This is a genomic window from Deinococcus aquatilis DSM 23025 (assembly GCF_000378445.1).
GTDB lineage: Bacteria > Deinococcota > Deinococci > Deinococcales > Deinococcaceae > Deinococcus > Deinococcus aquatilis.
Window position 1 is genome coordinate 1 of sequence record NZ_KB899729.1, and the last position, 16,388, is coordinate 16,388.

The window sequence follows — 16,388 nt, forward strand, 5'->3', positions numbered from 1 at the left end:
TGGACACAGAACTCGCCGCGCTGGGGATTGAGATGATCGCGCCAAACCGTAAGAACCGAAAGCACAAAACGCAAGACGGACGACCGCTGCGCCGTTATAGGCGGCGCTGGAAAGTGGAGCGAACCATCGCCTGGTTGCAGTCCTTCCGCCGTGTCCGAACCCGCGACGAGCACAAAGCCCAGAACTTCTTAGGCTTTGTCCAGCTCGCCTGCATTCTCATCCTGCTGCGCCGAATTTCCGGATGATCTCTAGAGGGTTGAAACCGTGAGTCTTATCAGGTCGACAAACTCTTGGGAGAGGAGGTGACCGAAAATCAGCGAGAGGAGGGCTTTACGGAGGCGGCAGAACAGCGCAGAGATTCGGAACACCATTGTGGCTAAGCCTCACCTAGCAATCGGCATTCTTATATCTTGCCACCACTCTCTTCATCAGCGGATGTCGGTTTTGAAGAACTTCTGCGACGTTCCGGCATAAGAACCGTCTTTCAGAACTTTGGCCAGCGCCACATTCAGGGCACTGCGCAATCCAGTATTGCCCTTTTCCACAGCTATACCGCTGCTGGTGCTCCAGAGCGTCTCCCCGATGGTCAGACCAGCCTTGCTGTATGTTTCCAGGGCTTTGACAGCGCCCAACCGGTCGACCAGGACGGCGTCCACTTCACCGAGCGCCACGCTCCGAATCGCCAGGTCAGAGGTCCGGTAGACCTCAATCTGCTTTTGAAACGGCAATTTCTGCAAGAAACCCAGGTTGATGCCGCCCGACTCCGCACCAATTCGGCGCCCTTCCAATGCCTTGCTGGTCAGCGGTCCGCCACTTTTGGCCAGCAAAACATTGCTGCCGCACGAATGGGGGTTGGTGAAGTCCACAATTTTGGCGCGAGTGGACGTGATGGCGTGCGCTGCAATCACCACGTCATATTCACCGCTCTCAAAATCATTGAGCAGCGTGTCGAAGGGATGCTTCACCTAGACGGCCTTGACATTCATCTGTTTGGCCAGGAGGTTACCCAGTTCGACCTCGAATCCCGCAAACTGGCCGTCTTGCATAAAGTTGAACGGTTCGTAATCGGCACTGGTGGCCAGCCGAAGGACACCGCTGGCCCGGATTTCGGTGAGGGTGCGGGCCTGGCCGGTAGAGAGCAGGGGCAACAGAAGCAATGGGGCAAGGAAGATGGGACGCATAACAGCTCCTTTTCAGCAGCCCAGGAAGACAGGCCCTGTGAGTTTCAGGACTTTAGAGTCGCCCTTCTCGCAGCGGCGTCACAGGAGATGGAAGGACAACAGGACAACATTCAAGGTATTTCCCCGAGAGGTCGTCCTGCTCTCTAGCACAAAGGAGTCTTGAATTCTCAGTCGTCACTTTCTTCTAGCGTCATCACTTGACGACAGAGTGAGCGAGACTGCTCCGAAGCACAACCACAAAGATTTTCCGGATCACTCGCAGTTTTTGCACTACTGCTCAAGGAGTCGTGGTACTTCGGCGTGGTGGCCTGACCCTCGCCTTTTCCACAACTTGACTTGCTGCCTGCAGCACCACGCTGGTTGCTGAAGCGCCCCCAATCCCCAGTCAAGCTTCCAGGCACAAGAGCTTATCCCGCGCAGGTGGCTGGCAGCGCCGATAGGATCGTTCATCGCCTCCAGCCTTCGTCGTGAACGGACGCCCCGAAGGACGCCACTCCTCCCGTATTTCTTGCCCCTCACTCTGCTTCGCCGCTGTGCCAGTCCACTCAGATGATTCTCGCGCAGTCTCGTCACTTGATACCAGACCAGGACAGCCCCGCACTCGCGGAACAGTTTGGCAGCGGCCTGAACAGTGCGTTCCCAGTTCTGGGCAGCCTGCGACCTGAACACTCTGTGCATGATTGCTCCTCTGCTGGCATGGGTGGTGGGTGCGTGGGAGCCTACATGGAACAATCGCCCATTGACTCTCTTTAGATCATCATTGTAATCTATTCTTAGATGAGGAAGATCATCTAAATGGCCTGGGAGCTTGGTCCAAAGTGGTCAGCTTTCCCGCATCCTTCAGGAGACGCATGCAAATCGAAAATTCCGTTGCTCTCGTTACCGGAGCCAACCGTGGCCTCGGCCTGGCTTTCGTCCAGGCCCTTCTCGCGGGCGGGGCGCACAAGGTTTACGCTGCCGTCCGTGACCCTTCCAGCATCCAGATTCCTGGCGTGCAGGCGATTCGGCTGGACGTCACCTCGGCGGCAGACATTGCCGCCGCCGCTCAACACTGCGGTGACGTGACCCTCCTGATCAACAACGCCGGGATCTCGGACGCCCAGGGCCAGCTTCTTTTACAGGCAGGCAGCACCCAGGCCGCGCAACGTGAGTTCGAGACGAACGTGCTGGGGCCGCTGCAACTCAGCCAGGCCTTCGCACCAGTACTGGCCCGGAATGGGGGCGGCGCAATCCTGAACGTGCTGTCCGTGCTGAGCTGGATCAGTGTTCCTGGGGCAGCCACCTACAGCGTGTCCAAGGCGGCGGCGTGGTCGCTGACCAATGGCCTGCGCCACGAACTGCAAGCTCAGGGAACCCAGGTCACCGGCCTGCACGTCGGTTATATCGACACCGATATGTCGCGCGGCGTGACTGGTGACAAGACCGCGCCGGAAGAGGTGGTACGCCAGGCGCTGCTGGGCCTTGAAGCGGGACAGCCCGAGGTGCTGGCCGACGCAGTTTCCCGGCAGGTCCGCGCAGGACTCTCGGCCATACCGGCGGCCTATTTCTGAACTCGGGCTGTCCGGGAATCCGGGCCAGTTCTGTTTTCACGTCTCAGCCGTGTGACCCCACGGTCTGACCAGGCCAGCAGGTTAAGTGAGGCAGCCTGGACGGAGACCATTCCGTCGCCCTCAAGGAGACCGCCATGACTCAGCACGCGTCCGGCCAGCTCACCCCACAGATCGCCCCTTCCCCCTGGCCGATCTTCCTGACCGCCAGCATTGCGGTGCTGCTGATCTCCATCGACGCCACCGTGCTGTACGCCGCCTTTCCCGTGCTCTCCCGCGCCTTTTCGGCTGCCCAGCCCAGTGATCTCTCGTGGGTTCTCAACGCCTACACCGTCGTGTACGCCGTGCTGCTCATCCCCGCTGGCCGCTTCGCCGACCTGTACGGACGCAAACGCATGTTCCTGATCGGCTTGCTCATTTTTCTGGTGGCTTCTCTGGGATGCGGACTGTCGGGCCAGGTCTGGGTGCTGATCTTCTTCCGGGCGCTTCAGGCGGTTGGCGCGGCGGCCCTGCTTCCGGCCTCGCTGGCCGTGGTGCTGGGGGCCTTTCCCACCGAGCGCCGCGCGGTCGCCGTCAGTCTCTGGGGGGCGGTCAGTGCGCTGGGAGCCGCCGTTGGTCCGAGTCTGGGGTCGTGGCTGATCGAGCTGGGCGGCTGGCCCTGGGCCTTCTACCTGAATCTGCCGCTGGGTATCCTCTCGGTCTGGGGAGCGAGCCGTTTGCTGAAATCTGCTCCACCCGAAGGCACCCCGGCCCGGCTGGACGTGACCGGCCTACTGCTGCTGATGGTCAGCGTGGGAGCCGTCGCCCTGGGTCTGGTTCGCTCGGAAGCGCTGGGATGGACCTCGCCAGCGGTGCTGGGGTCTCTTGCCGGAGGCGTGCTGACCCTGCTCGTCTTCGTGGGGTGGGCGCGGCGGGTCCCGGCTCCGGCTGTGGACCTCACGCTGTTCGACAACCCCACCTACCGCTTTGTCAATCTGGCGACGCTGAGTTTCGGAATGGCCTTTTCCATGATGTTCTTCTCGTACTTCCTGTTCATGGCGGACATCTGGCACCTCCCGCTGGCCGTGGCGGGCATCGCCATCCTGCCCGGCCCACTGCTGGTCATTCCCACCTCGGTGGTTTCGGGGCGGGTGGCCTCGCGGCTAGGGCACCGCCCCCTGCTAGTAGGCGGCAGTCTGGTTTTCGCGGCGGGGGCGCTGTGGACCATGCTGGTGCCGGGTCTCACGCCCTCCTATCTGGCCCACTGGCTGCCCGCACTGCTGCTCACGGGTGTCGGCACCGGGATGGTGTTGCCCTCTCTGTCTGCCGCCGCCGTCTCGCGGTTGAATCCTGCCCGGTTCGGGGTCGGCAGCGCGATCAATCAGGCGGTGCGTCAGATCGGCACCGTGCTGGGGGTGGCCGTGACCGTGGCGCTGCTGGGAGGCGCGTCAGCACAACTCACCGATTTCAGGACTGTTTTCGGCTGGGAGGTGGCGCTGTGCCTGGTGACCGCCGCGCTCTGCCTCTCTGTGGATACCCGTCCCCAGCAACTCAGGGCAAGTTCCTGATCAGATGGTTGGCGGGCTGTGGTCACACACACAGCGATTACTCCGCTTTTGCATTCAACTCCGGGATTTTTTGTGGCTGATGCTTTCTTTATCCGCAAGTATGGTGGGCCAGAGGTACTGGAGGGTGGCCCACTCCCCTCACTGCGCCCCGGCCAGCCCAGCGGGAGAGTATTCACCTTGCAGGACGCCTGCCCACCCCTGTTTGGGCACCCCCCACAGCGGCGGGATTCGGGCCGGTTCAGCCCCGGTCCTCCAAAACTCCCGGTGAGAGGGAGCCTGATGCCGAGTTACTGCTTTCTCCGCTCTCACTTTTAAAGGCATGAAGTACGTCGGGATGAACGCAGACCCGGTTGCGGCCTGCTCTTTTGGCGGCGTACAGCGCTGCGTCCGCCCGTTCCAGAAGAGCAGGTTCCCTTGTATAGCAGGCTACACCAATGGACACGGTTACCCTCCCGCCCCCCAGCATCGACAGGGGGTGTTCTTCGACTGCTGCCCGCAGACGCTCTGCCACCTCCACCAGACGGACGGATTCCACCCGGCGCAGAATCAATGCGAATTCTTCTCCGCCGTACCGGTAGACGGTATCCCGCGTGCGTACCTTTTCTGCAAGGCACCGCGCAACCTCTTCAAGAACTTCGTCTCCCACGGCATGCCCGAACGTATCGTTGACGCGCTTGAAGTGATCGATGTCGATCAGCAGCAGCGCGTCTTGCTCATCCATCTGGGCCAGGTCCGCGTTGAAGCGTCGGCGGTTTGCCAGACCTGTCAGGGCGTCCACTTCCGCCTGCCGGGTCAGGTGCTGTAAGGCTCTGAGCGCCTGAAAGCGTCCCACCAGAATCGAGGCGCACACCAGCAGGCCCACGGCGTTGAACAGCACGAGCGGGCCACCCAGCCGCATAAACACGGCCTCTCCGTTCGGCAGAAGGAGGAGTGTGAGCGGATAAGGCAGCAACAGCAGGAAAGCCCAGTAGAACAGCCGACCAACCAGATCCTCCATGCGCAGAGAAACCCACCGACGCGCGGCCCCGGCGAGGACCGTCACCGACAACAGGGCGAGGGCTGCTGGCAGGACACCCGCTCCCCCCTGAAGGTACCGGACCGACAGAATGGAAGCGGCAATCCCCAGTCCGGGGAGCAGGCCGTATTCGAGTGTGACCAGCAGGACAGGCACGGCCCGCAAGTCCAGGACCACGCCAGGAGCAAGTTGCGCTGGAAAGAAGAGCAGCACGGTGCCCATCACATTGAATGCCACGAGCCGCTGCAACGATCCCCCTTCCCCGGAAACTGGAGAGCGCTGGTAGGTCAGACTCAACAGATACGTCAGGGTGATCAGGACGCAGGCGTTCAGGAACAGTGCCCTGAGCATCAACTGCTCCCGCGCAGACGGCCAAGGGATTCCCCAAACGGTGCGGGGCGGCCCAACAGGTAGCCCTGTCCTCGCCGGACCCCCATCTGCCGCAGCAGCACCAGCGTGTCGATGTTCTCGATGCCTTCGGCCACCACCGGAAACCCGAGCTGGGTCGCAAGTACGACCGTCTGCGCCAGTACCGTTTGCGCGGCTGGTTGGCTGAGGGCCTCGGTCAGGAACGTTCGGTCAAGTTTGATCACGTCGATGGGCAGGCGCGACAGCAGCGAGAGGCTGGAGTACCCGGCCCCGAAGTCGTCCAGCGCGATCTGAATGCCAGCGTTTCGGAGGGTGTTCAGCTGCGCCGTGGCCAGTTCGAGGTTTTCCAGCACTGCGCTTTCAGTCACTTCCAGTACCAGCCGCGGTGGCGGCAGGCCGACCTGTCTGATGGTGGCGAGGGTATCTTCCGCGAACGATGGACTGAGAAGTTGCAGTGGGCTGACGTTCACGTTCACGTTCAGGGTGGGGTGGCCCACGCTCAGCAGGTCACGCGCGGCCTGCCGCAGCACCCACTGACCCAGCGCGTAGATGTGCCCCCCACGTTCGGCCAGCGGAATGAACTCGGCGGGCGACACTGCCCCCAATTCCGGATGCTGCCAGCGCAGCAGCGCCTCGAACGCCACAGGCCGCTGCCCGTTGAGGTCGACGATCGTCTGGTAGTGCAGCGTGAACGTTTCGTCGGTCAGGCTGCGCAGACTCTCTTCCAGCGTGCGGGTTCGCGTGAGTCGTTGCCGGGTCTGGCGGGTGTACGTCCGGGTGAAGTCTCCAAATTCATGCGTTTCTTGAAGCGCAAGCTCCGCACACTCCAAGAGTTCCTCGGCGGATTTCAACCCGTCGCCCTCCACCAGACCGACGTAGAGGCGCAGCTGCACTTCACCGGTATTGACCGGGTAGGGTCTAGCGGCCGCCGTGATGGCAGGCATCAGAGAACTGAGCGGCTGGTTGCACAGCAGCGCGAAAGTGTCTGACCGGATGCGTGCCCAGAGCGAGGCAGGAGCGTGTTCACGCAGCCGCGCGGCGAATTCCAGCAATAACTGGTCGGCCCGGACAGACCCGTACAGGCCGCTGAGACTTTCCAGGCTGCCGATCTGCACGATGACCGCCGCCTGGAGCGAATAGGGGCGAGCCGCGAGAACCAGACCATCACGGTTGAGCAGACCGGTCAGTGCGTCCCGCTCCTGCATGGTCTGAATCCTGGTGTACTGCCGCCGGTGCTGGTCGGTGAGTTCGTTGATGGTGGTTGCCAGGCGGCCCAGTTCGTTGTTGCCCTGAACGGTAAGTCGGTATTCGGGATCCTGACGCATCTGCTGAACGCCGCGGTCGTAACGTTCCACGACCTGCAGCACCTGACGGCGGATGAAAGCTGTGCCCAGCAGCAGCGCGATCAGGGCGCTCAGAGCGGTAATCAGTGAAATCTGCACGGTGGCGGCGCGGCCCGCTTCCAGAATGCGCCGGGGTTGCGTGACACGCAGCGTGGCCGAGGGAACGCCATCTGGAGAAAGGAGGGGCAGTGTCAATGTCAGCTGATCGGCGGGATCATTGTTCTCGGGAACAGCTGAAGCTGGAGGTATCAGGCGCAACCGGGTATCTGCTCCAGGGGAAACGACCTCGGAAAGTGCCTGCGGGGTCAGCTCACGCGCCATAAGAAAACGGCCAGCCAGTCCACTTCCGTCGTCCCGAGTGACGGGTTGTGAGGCCATCAGGTAGAACTTTCCGTTGATCTGCAACACTCCCGAGGCGGTCTGGGCGGAGTCGGACGGCGTCTGCCGGATCAGTACAGCTACGAGCGAACGGGCCGCCTCACCGGTCTGGAGGCCAGAGGAGTTGTAGGTGGCGGCAGAGAGCAGCTGGCCTGTGCGGTTGGTGACGCCCCACACGCTGACGTTGCCGCCCTCGAAGGTACTGGGGATCAGGTTGGAATTCAGGAACCCAGGGTTGCGGCCCTGCGCGAAGCGGAACGTTTCGGACCACGCGGCGAAGTTCTTGGTGAACGCACGGATCCGGGTTTCTTCCCTGACGTAAGCCCGTTTGATCGTCTCGCCACTGTCGGTCAGCTGCTCTTGCTCCAGCGTCCTGAAGCGTTGCAGGAGCAGCTGCGGTATGACGACGGCCTGCAGCAAGACAGAGGGAATGATGATGGTCAGGATCAGGAGATTGGCCTGCCGGCGCAAAGACAGATGACTCAGATGAGAGAACGGCAGGTGCTTGAGGCTCGTCATAGGACTCCTGAACAGGGAAGAAAAACGGTGCGGCAAAAATCGAGAGGCTCCTTTGGGTAGAGCGGCGTTGCGTTGAAAGGATTTCGAAGTTGACTCATCTCTTCGCGCCGCGTGAGGGGTCGGAGCAGTACCGGGCTGAATATTCCGGCTGATTTGCGTGTCGGCCTGAGACGTAAATCAGCCAGCCCCCTTCTAGGACATCGCTGCACGGAGACTTCCAGCCCTCGCCCACACCACTGAAGGCACAGGATTCGTTTCGGCTCCTGTTCCAGACGAGTGAGTGGATGCCCTTCTACCGGGCAATGGCCCCGGCAGCATGACAGGCCATAGGAACTGACGGATCTGAACTCCCTCCAGAAACGCAGCCTCCTGTGCGTCCATCAGTGAACCCCACCCTGAAGACAGCACTGCCCGGCGATATGGGTGGTCAGGGCACTCACCCAACCCGGAAGAATGGCGGCATCAAACGGACTGACGCTGGTCCTCGGCTGAACTCTGTCCATCCGGGCGGCGCTGGTGGTGGGATAAGCGCAGATTGGCCAGCCTGTCTTGTCCATAAGAGTCGCCCGTAGCGCGTTCTTCTGGCTGATCGCGCCATAAAGGTGACCCACCGACTGCCAGTCCAGGCTGGCCCAGGAACCTGTGGCCGGAGACAGAGGACGGCTGCCGTCAGCCAGCGCCTGACCGGAGAAGAGGTTGAGAAAAACCGATCTCCAGAATGTTGCTTTTTTCCTGCCTTTCATTGTTGAGACCTCGGCATTCAGATGGTGTTTGGGGGAGGCCGAGCGTCTTTTGGGAGAGACATATCCGGTACAAAGCGCTTGGGAGTTACTTCTGAATTTCCACGAATTTTATCCGAGGGTTCATTCAAATTTCGTACAAATATCTGCTCTAAACGCCAATTTGAATGATTAGAGTCCTATAAAGCATTCATTTGGCAGGCTTTAATCTATAGAGTGAAGTTTCCCCAGCGCGGTCCGATCCGGTTGTACGGCAACACTTATCTCAGCCCGCTGGGTTGAGGCGAGCGACTGGTTGCGCTGAATGATTGTCGAGCGATCTATAGGCACGCACCCCGTTGTCATCCCGGTGCCGGGCCTCCACAACTTGGTGGATTTGGGGCGCGGCAAGACCGACACGATGGATGCCGAGATCATCGCGTGGTATGGCGTAGTGATATGGCCGAGCCTGTGGGAACCCCCTGCCGCCTCCGCCGAAGAATTGAAAGTCCTGGTGCGGGACCGGGAAACCTTGCCGCACACCTTGACTCAGGAGCACAACCGGCTGCATGCCCTCCAGCACAGGCCCGCAGCATCACTGCGGTCGTGGTTCTGGTTCAACAACGCACCCTCCTGCTCCAGGAGCAGATCACCGCCCTCAAATCTTCCGGCACACCCTGGTGGCCCTGAAGACGACACCTTCCAAACCGTTGAACCTGTGGTTGACGGTTCCGGGATAGGGGTTCATGACCACAGTCAGCGTGCTTGCTGAGACCCAGGGCTTTTACGATCTGCAGTCCAGCCGCCAACTTTTTGCCTCTGCAGGCATGGCCCCAGCTCCACATCAATCGGGTGCACCAACGGGGCAGCCCACCTCTCAAACACTGAAAATGAACATCTCCGCCGTGCGGCTGGCCCTGCGCCCGGTGGCAATCCAGACCCTGCACCGCCTGCAACTGCGTGAGCGGCACGCTGCCCCAGCCCCCAATTCGACGTTCAGGCGTGAGGTGAAAATCTGCAGGGCGTGCATGAGCCGCTGGCCTTTCGGTTGCTCCCTCATGTTCGCGATCAGGTTTCGGTTCAGGGCCTCAGGCTAGAGATTGGGCGTCGTCTACTTCCAGCAGCAATTCCTGTACCAGTCCCAGCAGGCGCGGCTCGGTGTCCAGAACCCTCAGCTGCTCTGCTGTACGGATGACCTGTTCCTGAATGGCAATCGTCTCGATCATGGTCCGAGCAGACTGAACCGCCTGTTGATGCTCTGAACTCTTGGAGTCGAAACCTTCAAGAAGCACGTCCAGGTGAAACTGGAGTTGGACTTTGTTGAGTTGAGGTGTTCTCTGGATGGCCCGCAGGACATTCCGGGTGAGGGCCTGTTCAGGTGGAGCAGGGGAAGGTGTGGTCATGAGGTCGCTCCTGGCGCGGATACAGATGGAAGAGGGGGGAAGTGATGTTAAGCGGGTGGACACACGTTGAATTCGTTGCTGTGGCCGATTGCACGTATAGCAACGGCATCCGGGCGAAAACGCCTCCTGCCGCTGCTCAACGGCAAGAGATATGTGGCAAGCGGGCTGAGCCGTGGTCTGTAGAGGGCCATGGGTGTCCACATGACAGAACCTGAGCAGAGGATCTTCGAGTCTAGTTGTTTATGCGGCAGGCATGGGCCGTGAACAACTGCTCTCCAACTTCGGCGGATTTACAAGCATTCCGATCCTGTCAACTTAAACTTGGGTGTTCAGTCACTCATGTCACTTTATATCCATCAGTCAATTGCAAATACTTGTGAATGAATTTAATTCCAGGCAAACTGAGAGGGTGCTCAAGAGCTATTTACCCTGGGTCAGCTACCCATTCAGGTCGGCACAGACTCATGTTCTAGAGGGCGTTCAGCCAACTCAATACGTCCCTGGCAACGTCATCATTGGTGTAGTCCAGCCAGAATTCTGCTCCACATTTGAATCCAGAGGCAGGGCATTTTGTGGGCGAACCGACAGGTTTTTTGCACCTCACCTGCCACTGTGTCGCCACAGGAGGCAAGCATGGCATTCAAGATTGGAGACCAGGTGAAATGGAACAGTCACAGCGGTGAGGCGCACGGCAAGGTGGTGCGTGTGGCCCTAGAGGACGGCGAGGTGGGTGGATTCCATTACCGGGCCAGCCGCGAAGATCCGAGATACATCGTAGAACTGGAGGACGGCAGGAAGGCTGCGCACACAGAGCAGGCTCTTTCAAAGCTGGATTGAATCAGGACTGGCTTCAGTCTCTGCTTTCTGCGGGGCATTCTCCGGTGAGAACCGGGTTTCGCAGGTCATTCATCTCGATCAGATCCAGAACTCTGGTGCAGTGATCCGTGGATTCCCTGTGCTATGGAGCACAGAGTACGTTCAGGTTGCCTCGGCTACATGCTGCCGTAAGCCCATCAAACCCGGCACGACACGCCAGAGTCTCGAACATCCAGCAGCATCCTCGAACCACTGTCCTCCGTCCCAGGCCGATGAAATCAGTTGACCCATGCCCTGCAACGCTGATGTGAGGGCGTGCAGCAGGCAGACTGGATTTGAAACGAGCTAACCCGGAGGGGTGAAAAAGTCGGCTCCTGTCACGTGTTTTTCTGACCCTCTGGCAGAGATTGCGACGATCCTCAACCGTGTTTGCCAAGCCGGATCATCCCCAATTGCTCAGTCCAGGAACAACTCGCCCTCAATCCACACGGCCCAGGCCGCTGGAGCCTGTGTGCTCATCAGGTAACGGCGGAGGTGCCCGGCGTCGTCGAAGGCAGACATCCCCCACAGATGAAAGGCGTCGACATACCCCATGTCGTTCTCGAAGGAGTCCTCGAACTCGTCGAGCGAGAGGCCGAGCTGCCAGGGTGCCCACACCTGCCCGGCGCAGAACATGACAGCCAGGGAAAGAAGCCCCTGGTGGAGCTGAATTGCATCAGCCTCGCCGCTCTCCAGCGCATGCCGACAGGCTTGCCAGGCATCGGGCATCGTGGGAGGCGTCCAGCCGCCTGCTCTCCGCAACGCCGCGACCTGCCGCGACCAGAACCAGAATTCACGGGTGGAGTACCGGGCCGCGTCCTCCGGCGTCTCGTTATGTTCCCACGGCCAGCACACCCTGGTCTGCTGACCAAGCCAGGTGGAATAGGCAATGTCAGAGGCAATGAGACCTTGTTCCAGGAGGGCGGTCCGGCGCTGGACCCTGTTCAGATCGTCTTCGTCACTGTCATTGTCATCCCCCTGTTCCAAGGGAAACAGGACGTGGTGAACTGTGTCCGCCCAGCTGACAGGCGCGGGCGGGTGACGCTGGAGGTAAGCGGTGCGGGTGTCATGGTCCTGCGGCAGCTGCTCCAGAAAGGCGCTCCACAGCTCTATCCAGTCTTCCCCCTCTCCCATTCGCCAGCCGATGGTGTGGCGCTCGTAGTCGGGAAAGCGTGCCCAGGGAGGCGCGAGGTCGCCGTTCAGATCAAGGTGAGTTTGAAGTCGAGCGAGGAGACGACTGCGGGAATTCTCTGTCCAGTCCATGGAAAACTATAGGTGACGCTGATCTTCAAATGCTGGCTGCTGTGGGGCCTTGACTTGTCCTGGGCAGACGGGTTGAGGTCATAACACCGCAAACAGCAAATTGGAGGCAGCTGGATCTCGGGCTGCCTCCTTATAGGTTTTTAGGATTGAATCTGGAAGATTTTGCTGAGTGTCCGACAGGCTGGGCACTGCTCAGGCGGCGGCCTTCAGCATGTTCTTCGGCGTTCACGTCGGCATTCACCGGAGGCAACTGCTCGCCGTTCAGCACGCGGGTCAGGCGTTCCTGGTCAAGTGCACGCTCGCTGCGGGCGACCACCAGCGTGGCGACGCCGTTGCCGATAATGTTGGTGAGGGCCCGGCCTTCGCTCATGAAGCGGTCAATTCCCAGGATCAGGGCGAGGCCCGCCACAGGCACGCTGCCCAGGGCAGTGAGGGTGCCGGCCAGCACCACGAACCCGCTTCCGGTGACGCCCGCTGCACCCTTGCTGGTCAGCAGCAATATGGTGATCAGGGCGAGTTCTTGCGTCAGAGAAAGATTCGTATTGGTGGCCTGCGCGATGAATACGGCGGCCATGGTCAGGTAAATGCTGGTGCCGTCCAGATTGAAGGAGTAGCCCGTGGGCACGACCAGCCCCACGACACTCTTGTCTGCGCCCGCGTGCTCCAATTTGGCCATCAGGCGTGGCAGGGCACTCTCGCTCGAACTCGTTCCCAGTACCAGCACGAGTTCCTCCCGGATGTAACGCAGAAACTTCACCAGACTGAAGCCTGCGGCGCGGGCGATCAGATTGAGCAGAACGAAGATAAACAGCGCACATGTGAGATAGAAGGTGCCCATCAGGTACGCGAGCTGTTGGAGACTTCCCACGCCGTACTTCCCAATCGTGAACGCCATCGCTCCGAAGGCTCCAATGGGCGCGAGCTTCATGATGAACCCCAAAATCTGGAAGACCAGGATGCTGACTGCGTCAATACCTTTCAGCAGGCGTGCGCCCAGGTCACCCATACGGATCAGCGCGAAGCCGCTCAAGAGCGCGATCAGGAGAATCTGTAGCAGGTCGCCCTCGGTAAAAGCGCTGACAAAGGTCGTCGGAATGATATGCAGAATGAAGTCCGCTACCGTCTGCTCTCCAGCGGCTTCGGTGTACTTGGTGATCCCACTGGTGTCGAGGGTAGCGGGGTTGATGTTCATGTCCCGTCCTGGGCCAATCAGGTTCACAGCAGTCAGGCCGATGATCAGGGCGAGGGTGGTCACGACTTCAAAGTAGAGAAGGGCTTTGCCCCCCACCCGTCCGATCTTCTTCGTGTCGCGCATGCTGGCAACGCCACTGACGACGGTGCAGAAGATGATCGGGCCGATCACGACCTTGATCAGCTTGATGAAGCCGTCTCCCAAAGGCTTGAGGGTTTCTCCAACGCTGGGGAAAAAATGCCCGACGGCAACACCAATGACGATGGCGGTCAGCACCTGTACGTACAAACTGCGGAATAGTGTGGGCATAGAAGCTCCTGGGCGCTGCAATCAGCGCGGAACAGAGTGCGGTAGGGCTTGCACGGCTGCAGGCCAGTCCTGTGAAGGTGGTGGCCGTCAGTATGCCGGGCACCCCGCACAGCTCTCTGGGGGCGCGGCAGTTCAGGAGAAGCGCTGGGAATTGCAGGCGTCTGGGAGGAGGTTTCCCGGAACAGGGGCCAAACCGATATCGTGCATGGCGTGAACACAACTCCCCGGTTCTGGGTTGGCCCTACACTGGGTGAACTGTGGGATTCTTGTCCTCTGCATCTCGCGTGCCTGCTCTGGCCCGTGAGGTCGCCCTGCCGCATACTCCGGGGCTGCTGCGTGTGCAGTCCCGGCTGTTCCTGACAACTCTGGGGGCGTTCCTGGTGCTGGGCCTGCCTCTGGCGGGAGTTGTGAGTCGGGGTGTGTACCAGGGCATCTACCAGTCGTTTGCAGAGCGGTCCTTACGAGAATCGACGCTCATGGCGACTCTGCCGCTGGTAAGGGTGGCCCTTGAGGGTACCTCTTCAAAGCGTGCGGATCTCAATTCCCTTCTCAACCAGTACCGGGCGCAACTGGGCGCGGATTACATCGTGATCACCGACCGCGCCGCACGCCGCCTGACACATCCAAACCCTGTGGAGATCGGAAAGAAGATGCAGGGCGGAGATTTTACGGCGTTTCTGCGGGGACAGAGCGTGACAGAGACGGTACAGGGCACGCTGGGACGGTCTGTGCGGTCAAAAGTATCGGTGATGAATGCAGAGGGCCGCGTGGTGGGCCTGGCCAGTGTCGGGTTCCTGCTGCCCCGGTTGCGAGACGTGTTTGTGGAGGTGCTGCGGGCTGGATTGCCGTGGTACCTGGGCATGCTGGGTTTGGCACTGCTCCTGTCTCTGCTGGTGGCGCGGCGCGTGCAGGCGGAGATGCTGGGCCTGGAACCCGAGCAGATTGCAGGTGGCCTGCAGCAGTACCGCACCGTTCTGAACACGCTGGAAGAGGGCGTACTGGTCACGCGAGCGGGTCAGGTATTCGTGATGAACCCGCAGGCACGCGCCCTGCTGGGAACTCCAGACGCGGCCCTTCCTATCGCCTGGCCGCCTGAACTGCAGCTGCCAGAGCCGGGACACAGGCTCACCATCGAACTCCAGGGCTGTCCGGTGCTGCTAACCGCACAGGACGCGGGCGAGGGAGCCTTGGTGGTCACGATACGGGATCTGGCCCGTGTGCGTGCGCTGGCGGACGAACTCACGCAGTCACAGCGGTACGCAGAGTTGCTCCGCGCCCAGACGCATGAATTTACCAACCGCCTTCATACCCTGGCGGGCCTGCTCTATCTGGGCGAAACCCACGAAGCCCTGCGTCTCATTCATACCCAGGCAGAGCGCCACACCGCGCACGCACAGGCCGTCCGGGGTTTGCGGCATCTGCGTCTCTCGGCGCTGCTGCTCGGCAAATACGACCGTGCGGCAGAACTGGGCGTCCAACTGACCCTCGATCCGCTCTCGTTCCTGCCCGCTGCCCTCCCTGCAGGTGTGCTGGACCTGCTCGAACTCGCAGCCGGAAATCTCATTGAGAATGCCCTGGAAGCGGCCTGCCTGCCGGGCGCGACAGGCGCGGAGGTGTGCGTTCTGATCGCCGCCGACCCAGAAGGTCTGATCCTGGAGGTGCGGGACACTGGGCCGGGCGTGCTGCCCGAACTGGCCGGAGGCATCATGATGAGGGGAGTGAGCAGCAAGGGAACCGGCACAAACGGGCAGGGGCGGGGAGTGGGCCTGTCTCTGGTAGTGACCCGTGCCCAATCGCTGGGTGCCACGCTAACCCATGACCGCGTCCAGGTCGGGCAGCAGACCTGGACGCGCTTCACCCTGGACCTTCCTCTGCCAGAAGAGGTCAGCACGTGATGCCCACAACTCCACTGCTGCGCGTCCTGATCGTAGAGGACGACCCGTTGATCGCTGCGCTGCACTGGCAGCTCGTGGAGCGTGCTGGGGGGTTCACCGTGCTTGGTCAGGCGGAATCCATGCAGGTGGCGCGTGCCATGATCCGTACGCTGCGGCCCAATCTCCTGTTGCTGGACGTTTACCTGCCCGATGGGCGCGGCCTGGACCTGTTGCGTGAGACGCGTCTGGCGGGGGAACTGGTAGACGCCGTCCTGGTCACGGCGGCCAGCGACGCGCTGAGCGTACAGGACGCGCTCCTTCACGGCGCAGCTGATTATCTCGTGAAGCCCGTCACGCCAGAACGGTTCTCGCAGGCACTGGAGCGCGTGAGGGAACGCGCCGCCTTATGGATGCAAGGTGACGTTCAACAGGGGCAGCTGGACGCTCTGCTGACTCCGCAGACCCCAGACGCTGCTGGGCTGGACGGTGAAACGCTTCGCCAGGTGCGCCTGGCCCTGCGAACTGTGACCGAAGTCAGCTCCACGGAGCTGGGCACCCAGCTGGGACTGAGCCGCGTGACTGCCTGGCGGTACCTGGAACATCTCGTCCAGACTGGGGAGGCCCGGGTCAGCCTGGAGGCCCGGACAGTTGGCCGACCCACCAAGCGTTACCGAAGAACCTAGGGTCCACTCACTGTGCGCGGCAACTGGACCTCAGCGGAACGCGTTGGCCCAGAAGGGCACGCTGGTGTTCATCCCGCGCCTGAAGAGCGATCTCCAGGACGGCCCCGAACTCATCAGCGGTCCTCCAGAGGCTGGGCGTCACCCTGCTGAGTCGAATCCACACTCTGTCGGGTTCCCCGTGTCGAAACTCC

The 16,388-nt window shown here is 61.1% G+C and carries 13 protein-coding genes and 1 pseudogene; 8 read left to right on the forward strand and 6 right to left on the reverse strand.

The annotated features are described in order from the left end of the window. Nucleotides 1-245: IS5 family transposase (locus F561_RS0116840; protein WP_019011138.1), on the forward strand; the 245-nt coding region annotated here is incomplete at its 5' end. A gap of 183 nt (nt 246-428) precedes the next feature. On the opposite strand, the pseudogene F561_RS25775 reads toward F561_RS0116840, so the two are convergent. Continuing rightward, nucleotides 429-1,181, reverse strand: a pseudogene (locus F561_RS25775) (ABC transporter substrate-binding protein). 851 nt (nt 1,182-2,032) lie between these two features. On the opposite strand from F561_RS25775, the gene F561_RS0116855 reads away from it, so the two are divergent. Together F561_RS0116855 and F561_RS0116860 are read left to right on the forward strand one after the other, a co-directional pair. Next, the gene (locus F561_RS0116855; protein WP_019011142.1) at nt 2,033-2,731 is read left to right on the forward strand and encodes an SDR family oxidoreductase; all 699 of its coding nucleotides are present in this window, start codon (nt 2,033-2,035) and stop codon (nt 2,729-2,731) included. A gap of 134 nt (nt 2,732-2,865) precedes the next feature. Continuing rightward, on the forward strand, nt 2,866-4,275 hold the full coding sequence (locus F561_RS0116860; protein WP_019011143.1) for an MFS transporter: 1,410 nt from the start codon (nt 2,866-2,868) through the stop codon (nt 4,273-4,275). 238 nt (nt 4,276-4,513) lie between these two features. Here the strand turns inward: F561_RS0116860 and F561_RS25780 are convergent, their stop codons facing one another. After that, nucleotides 4,514-5,641, reverse strand: coding sequence for a GGDEF domain-containing protein (locus tag F561_RS25780; protein ID WP_019011144.1), 1,128 nt, complete (start codon nt 5,639-5,641; stop codon nt 4,514-4,516). Next, entirely contained in the window at nt 5,641-7,899 is a 2,259-nt protein-coding gene (locus tag F561_RS0116870; RefSeq protein WP_019011145.1) for an EAL domain-containing protein, read from the reverse strand. Before F561_RS0116870 ends, F561_RS25780 begins: the two co-directional genes overlap by 1 nt. 1,044 nt (nt 7,900-8,943) lie before the next feature. Between F561_RS0116870 and F561_RS30530 the strand changes: the two genes are divergently transcribed. Next, nucleotides 8,944-9,390: an IS110 family transposase gene (locus F561_RS30530; RefSeq protein WP_026299007.1), complete on the forward strand. Its 447-nt coding sequence runs from the start codon at nt 8,944-8,946 to the stop codon at nt 9,388-9,390. After that, nucleotides 9,365-9,715 carry a transposase gene (locus tag F561_RS30535; RefSeq protein ID WP_083922506.1) on the forward strand — a complete coding sequence of 117 codons (351 nt, stop codon included), beginning with the start codon at nt 9,365-9,367 and terminating at the stop codon, nt 9,713-9,715. Before F561_RS30530 ends, F561_RS30535 begins: the two co-directional genes overlap by 26 nt. Here the strand turns inward: F561_RS30535 and F561_RS0116890 are convergent. After that, nucleotides 9,707-10,021, reverse strand: a complete 315-nt coding sequence (locus F561_RS0116890; protein WP_019011148.1) for a hypothetical protein — start codon at nt 10,019-10,021, stop codon at nt 9,707-9,709. The genes F561_RS30535 and F561_RS0116890 overlap by 9 nt on opposite strands. Nucleotides 10,022-10,654: 633 nt before the next feature. On the opposite strand from F561_RS0116890, the gene F561_RS0116895 reads away from it, so the two are divergent. After that, nucleotides 10,655-10,858, forward strand: coding sequence for a hypervirulence associated TUDOR domain-containing protein (locus tag F561_RS0116895; RefSeq protein ID WP_019011149.1), 204 nt, complete (start codon nt 10,655-10,657; stop codon nt 10,856-10,858). A gap of 435 nt (nt 10,859-11,293) precedes the next feature. Here F561_RS0116895 and F561_RS0116900 read toward each other — a convergent pair whose 3' ends face one another. Together F561_RS0116900 and F561_RS0116905 are read right to left on the reverse strand one after the other, a co-directional pair. Next, nucleotides 11,294-12,139, reverse strand: a complete 846-nt coding sequence (locus F561_RS0116900; protein ID WP_019011150.1) for a hypothetical protein — start codon at nt 12,137-12,139, stop codon at nt 11,294-11,296. 130 nt (nt 12,140-12,269) lie between these two features. Then, entirely contained in the window at nt 12,270-13,640 is a 1,371-nt protein-coding gene (locus F561_RS0116905; protein WP_019011151.1) for a dicarboxylate/amino acid:cation symporter, read from the reverse strand. 266 nt (nt 13,641-13,906) lie between these two features. Here F561_RS0116905 and F561_RS0116910 point away from each other — a divergent pair, with 266 nt between their 5' ends. Further along, entirely contained in the window at nt 13,907-15,535 is a 1,629-nt protein-coding gene (locus tag F561_RS0116910; protein ID WP_245556558.1) for a sensor histidine kinase, read from the forward strand. Then, nucleotides 15,535-16,197 carry a response regulator gene (locus tag F561_RS0116915; RefSeq protein ID WP_019011153.1) on the forward strand — a complete coding sequence of 221 codons (663 nt, stop codon included), beginning with the start codon at nt 15,535-15,537 and terminating at the stop codon, nt 16,195-16,197. The genes F561_RS0116910 and F561_RS0116915 overlap by 1 nt, the downstream gene beginning before the upstream one ends. Nucleotides 16,198-16,388 lie beyond the last annotated feature (191 nt).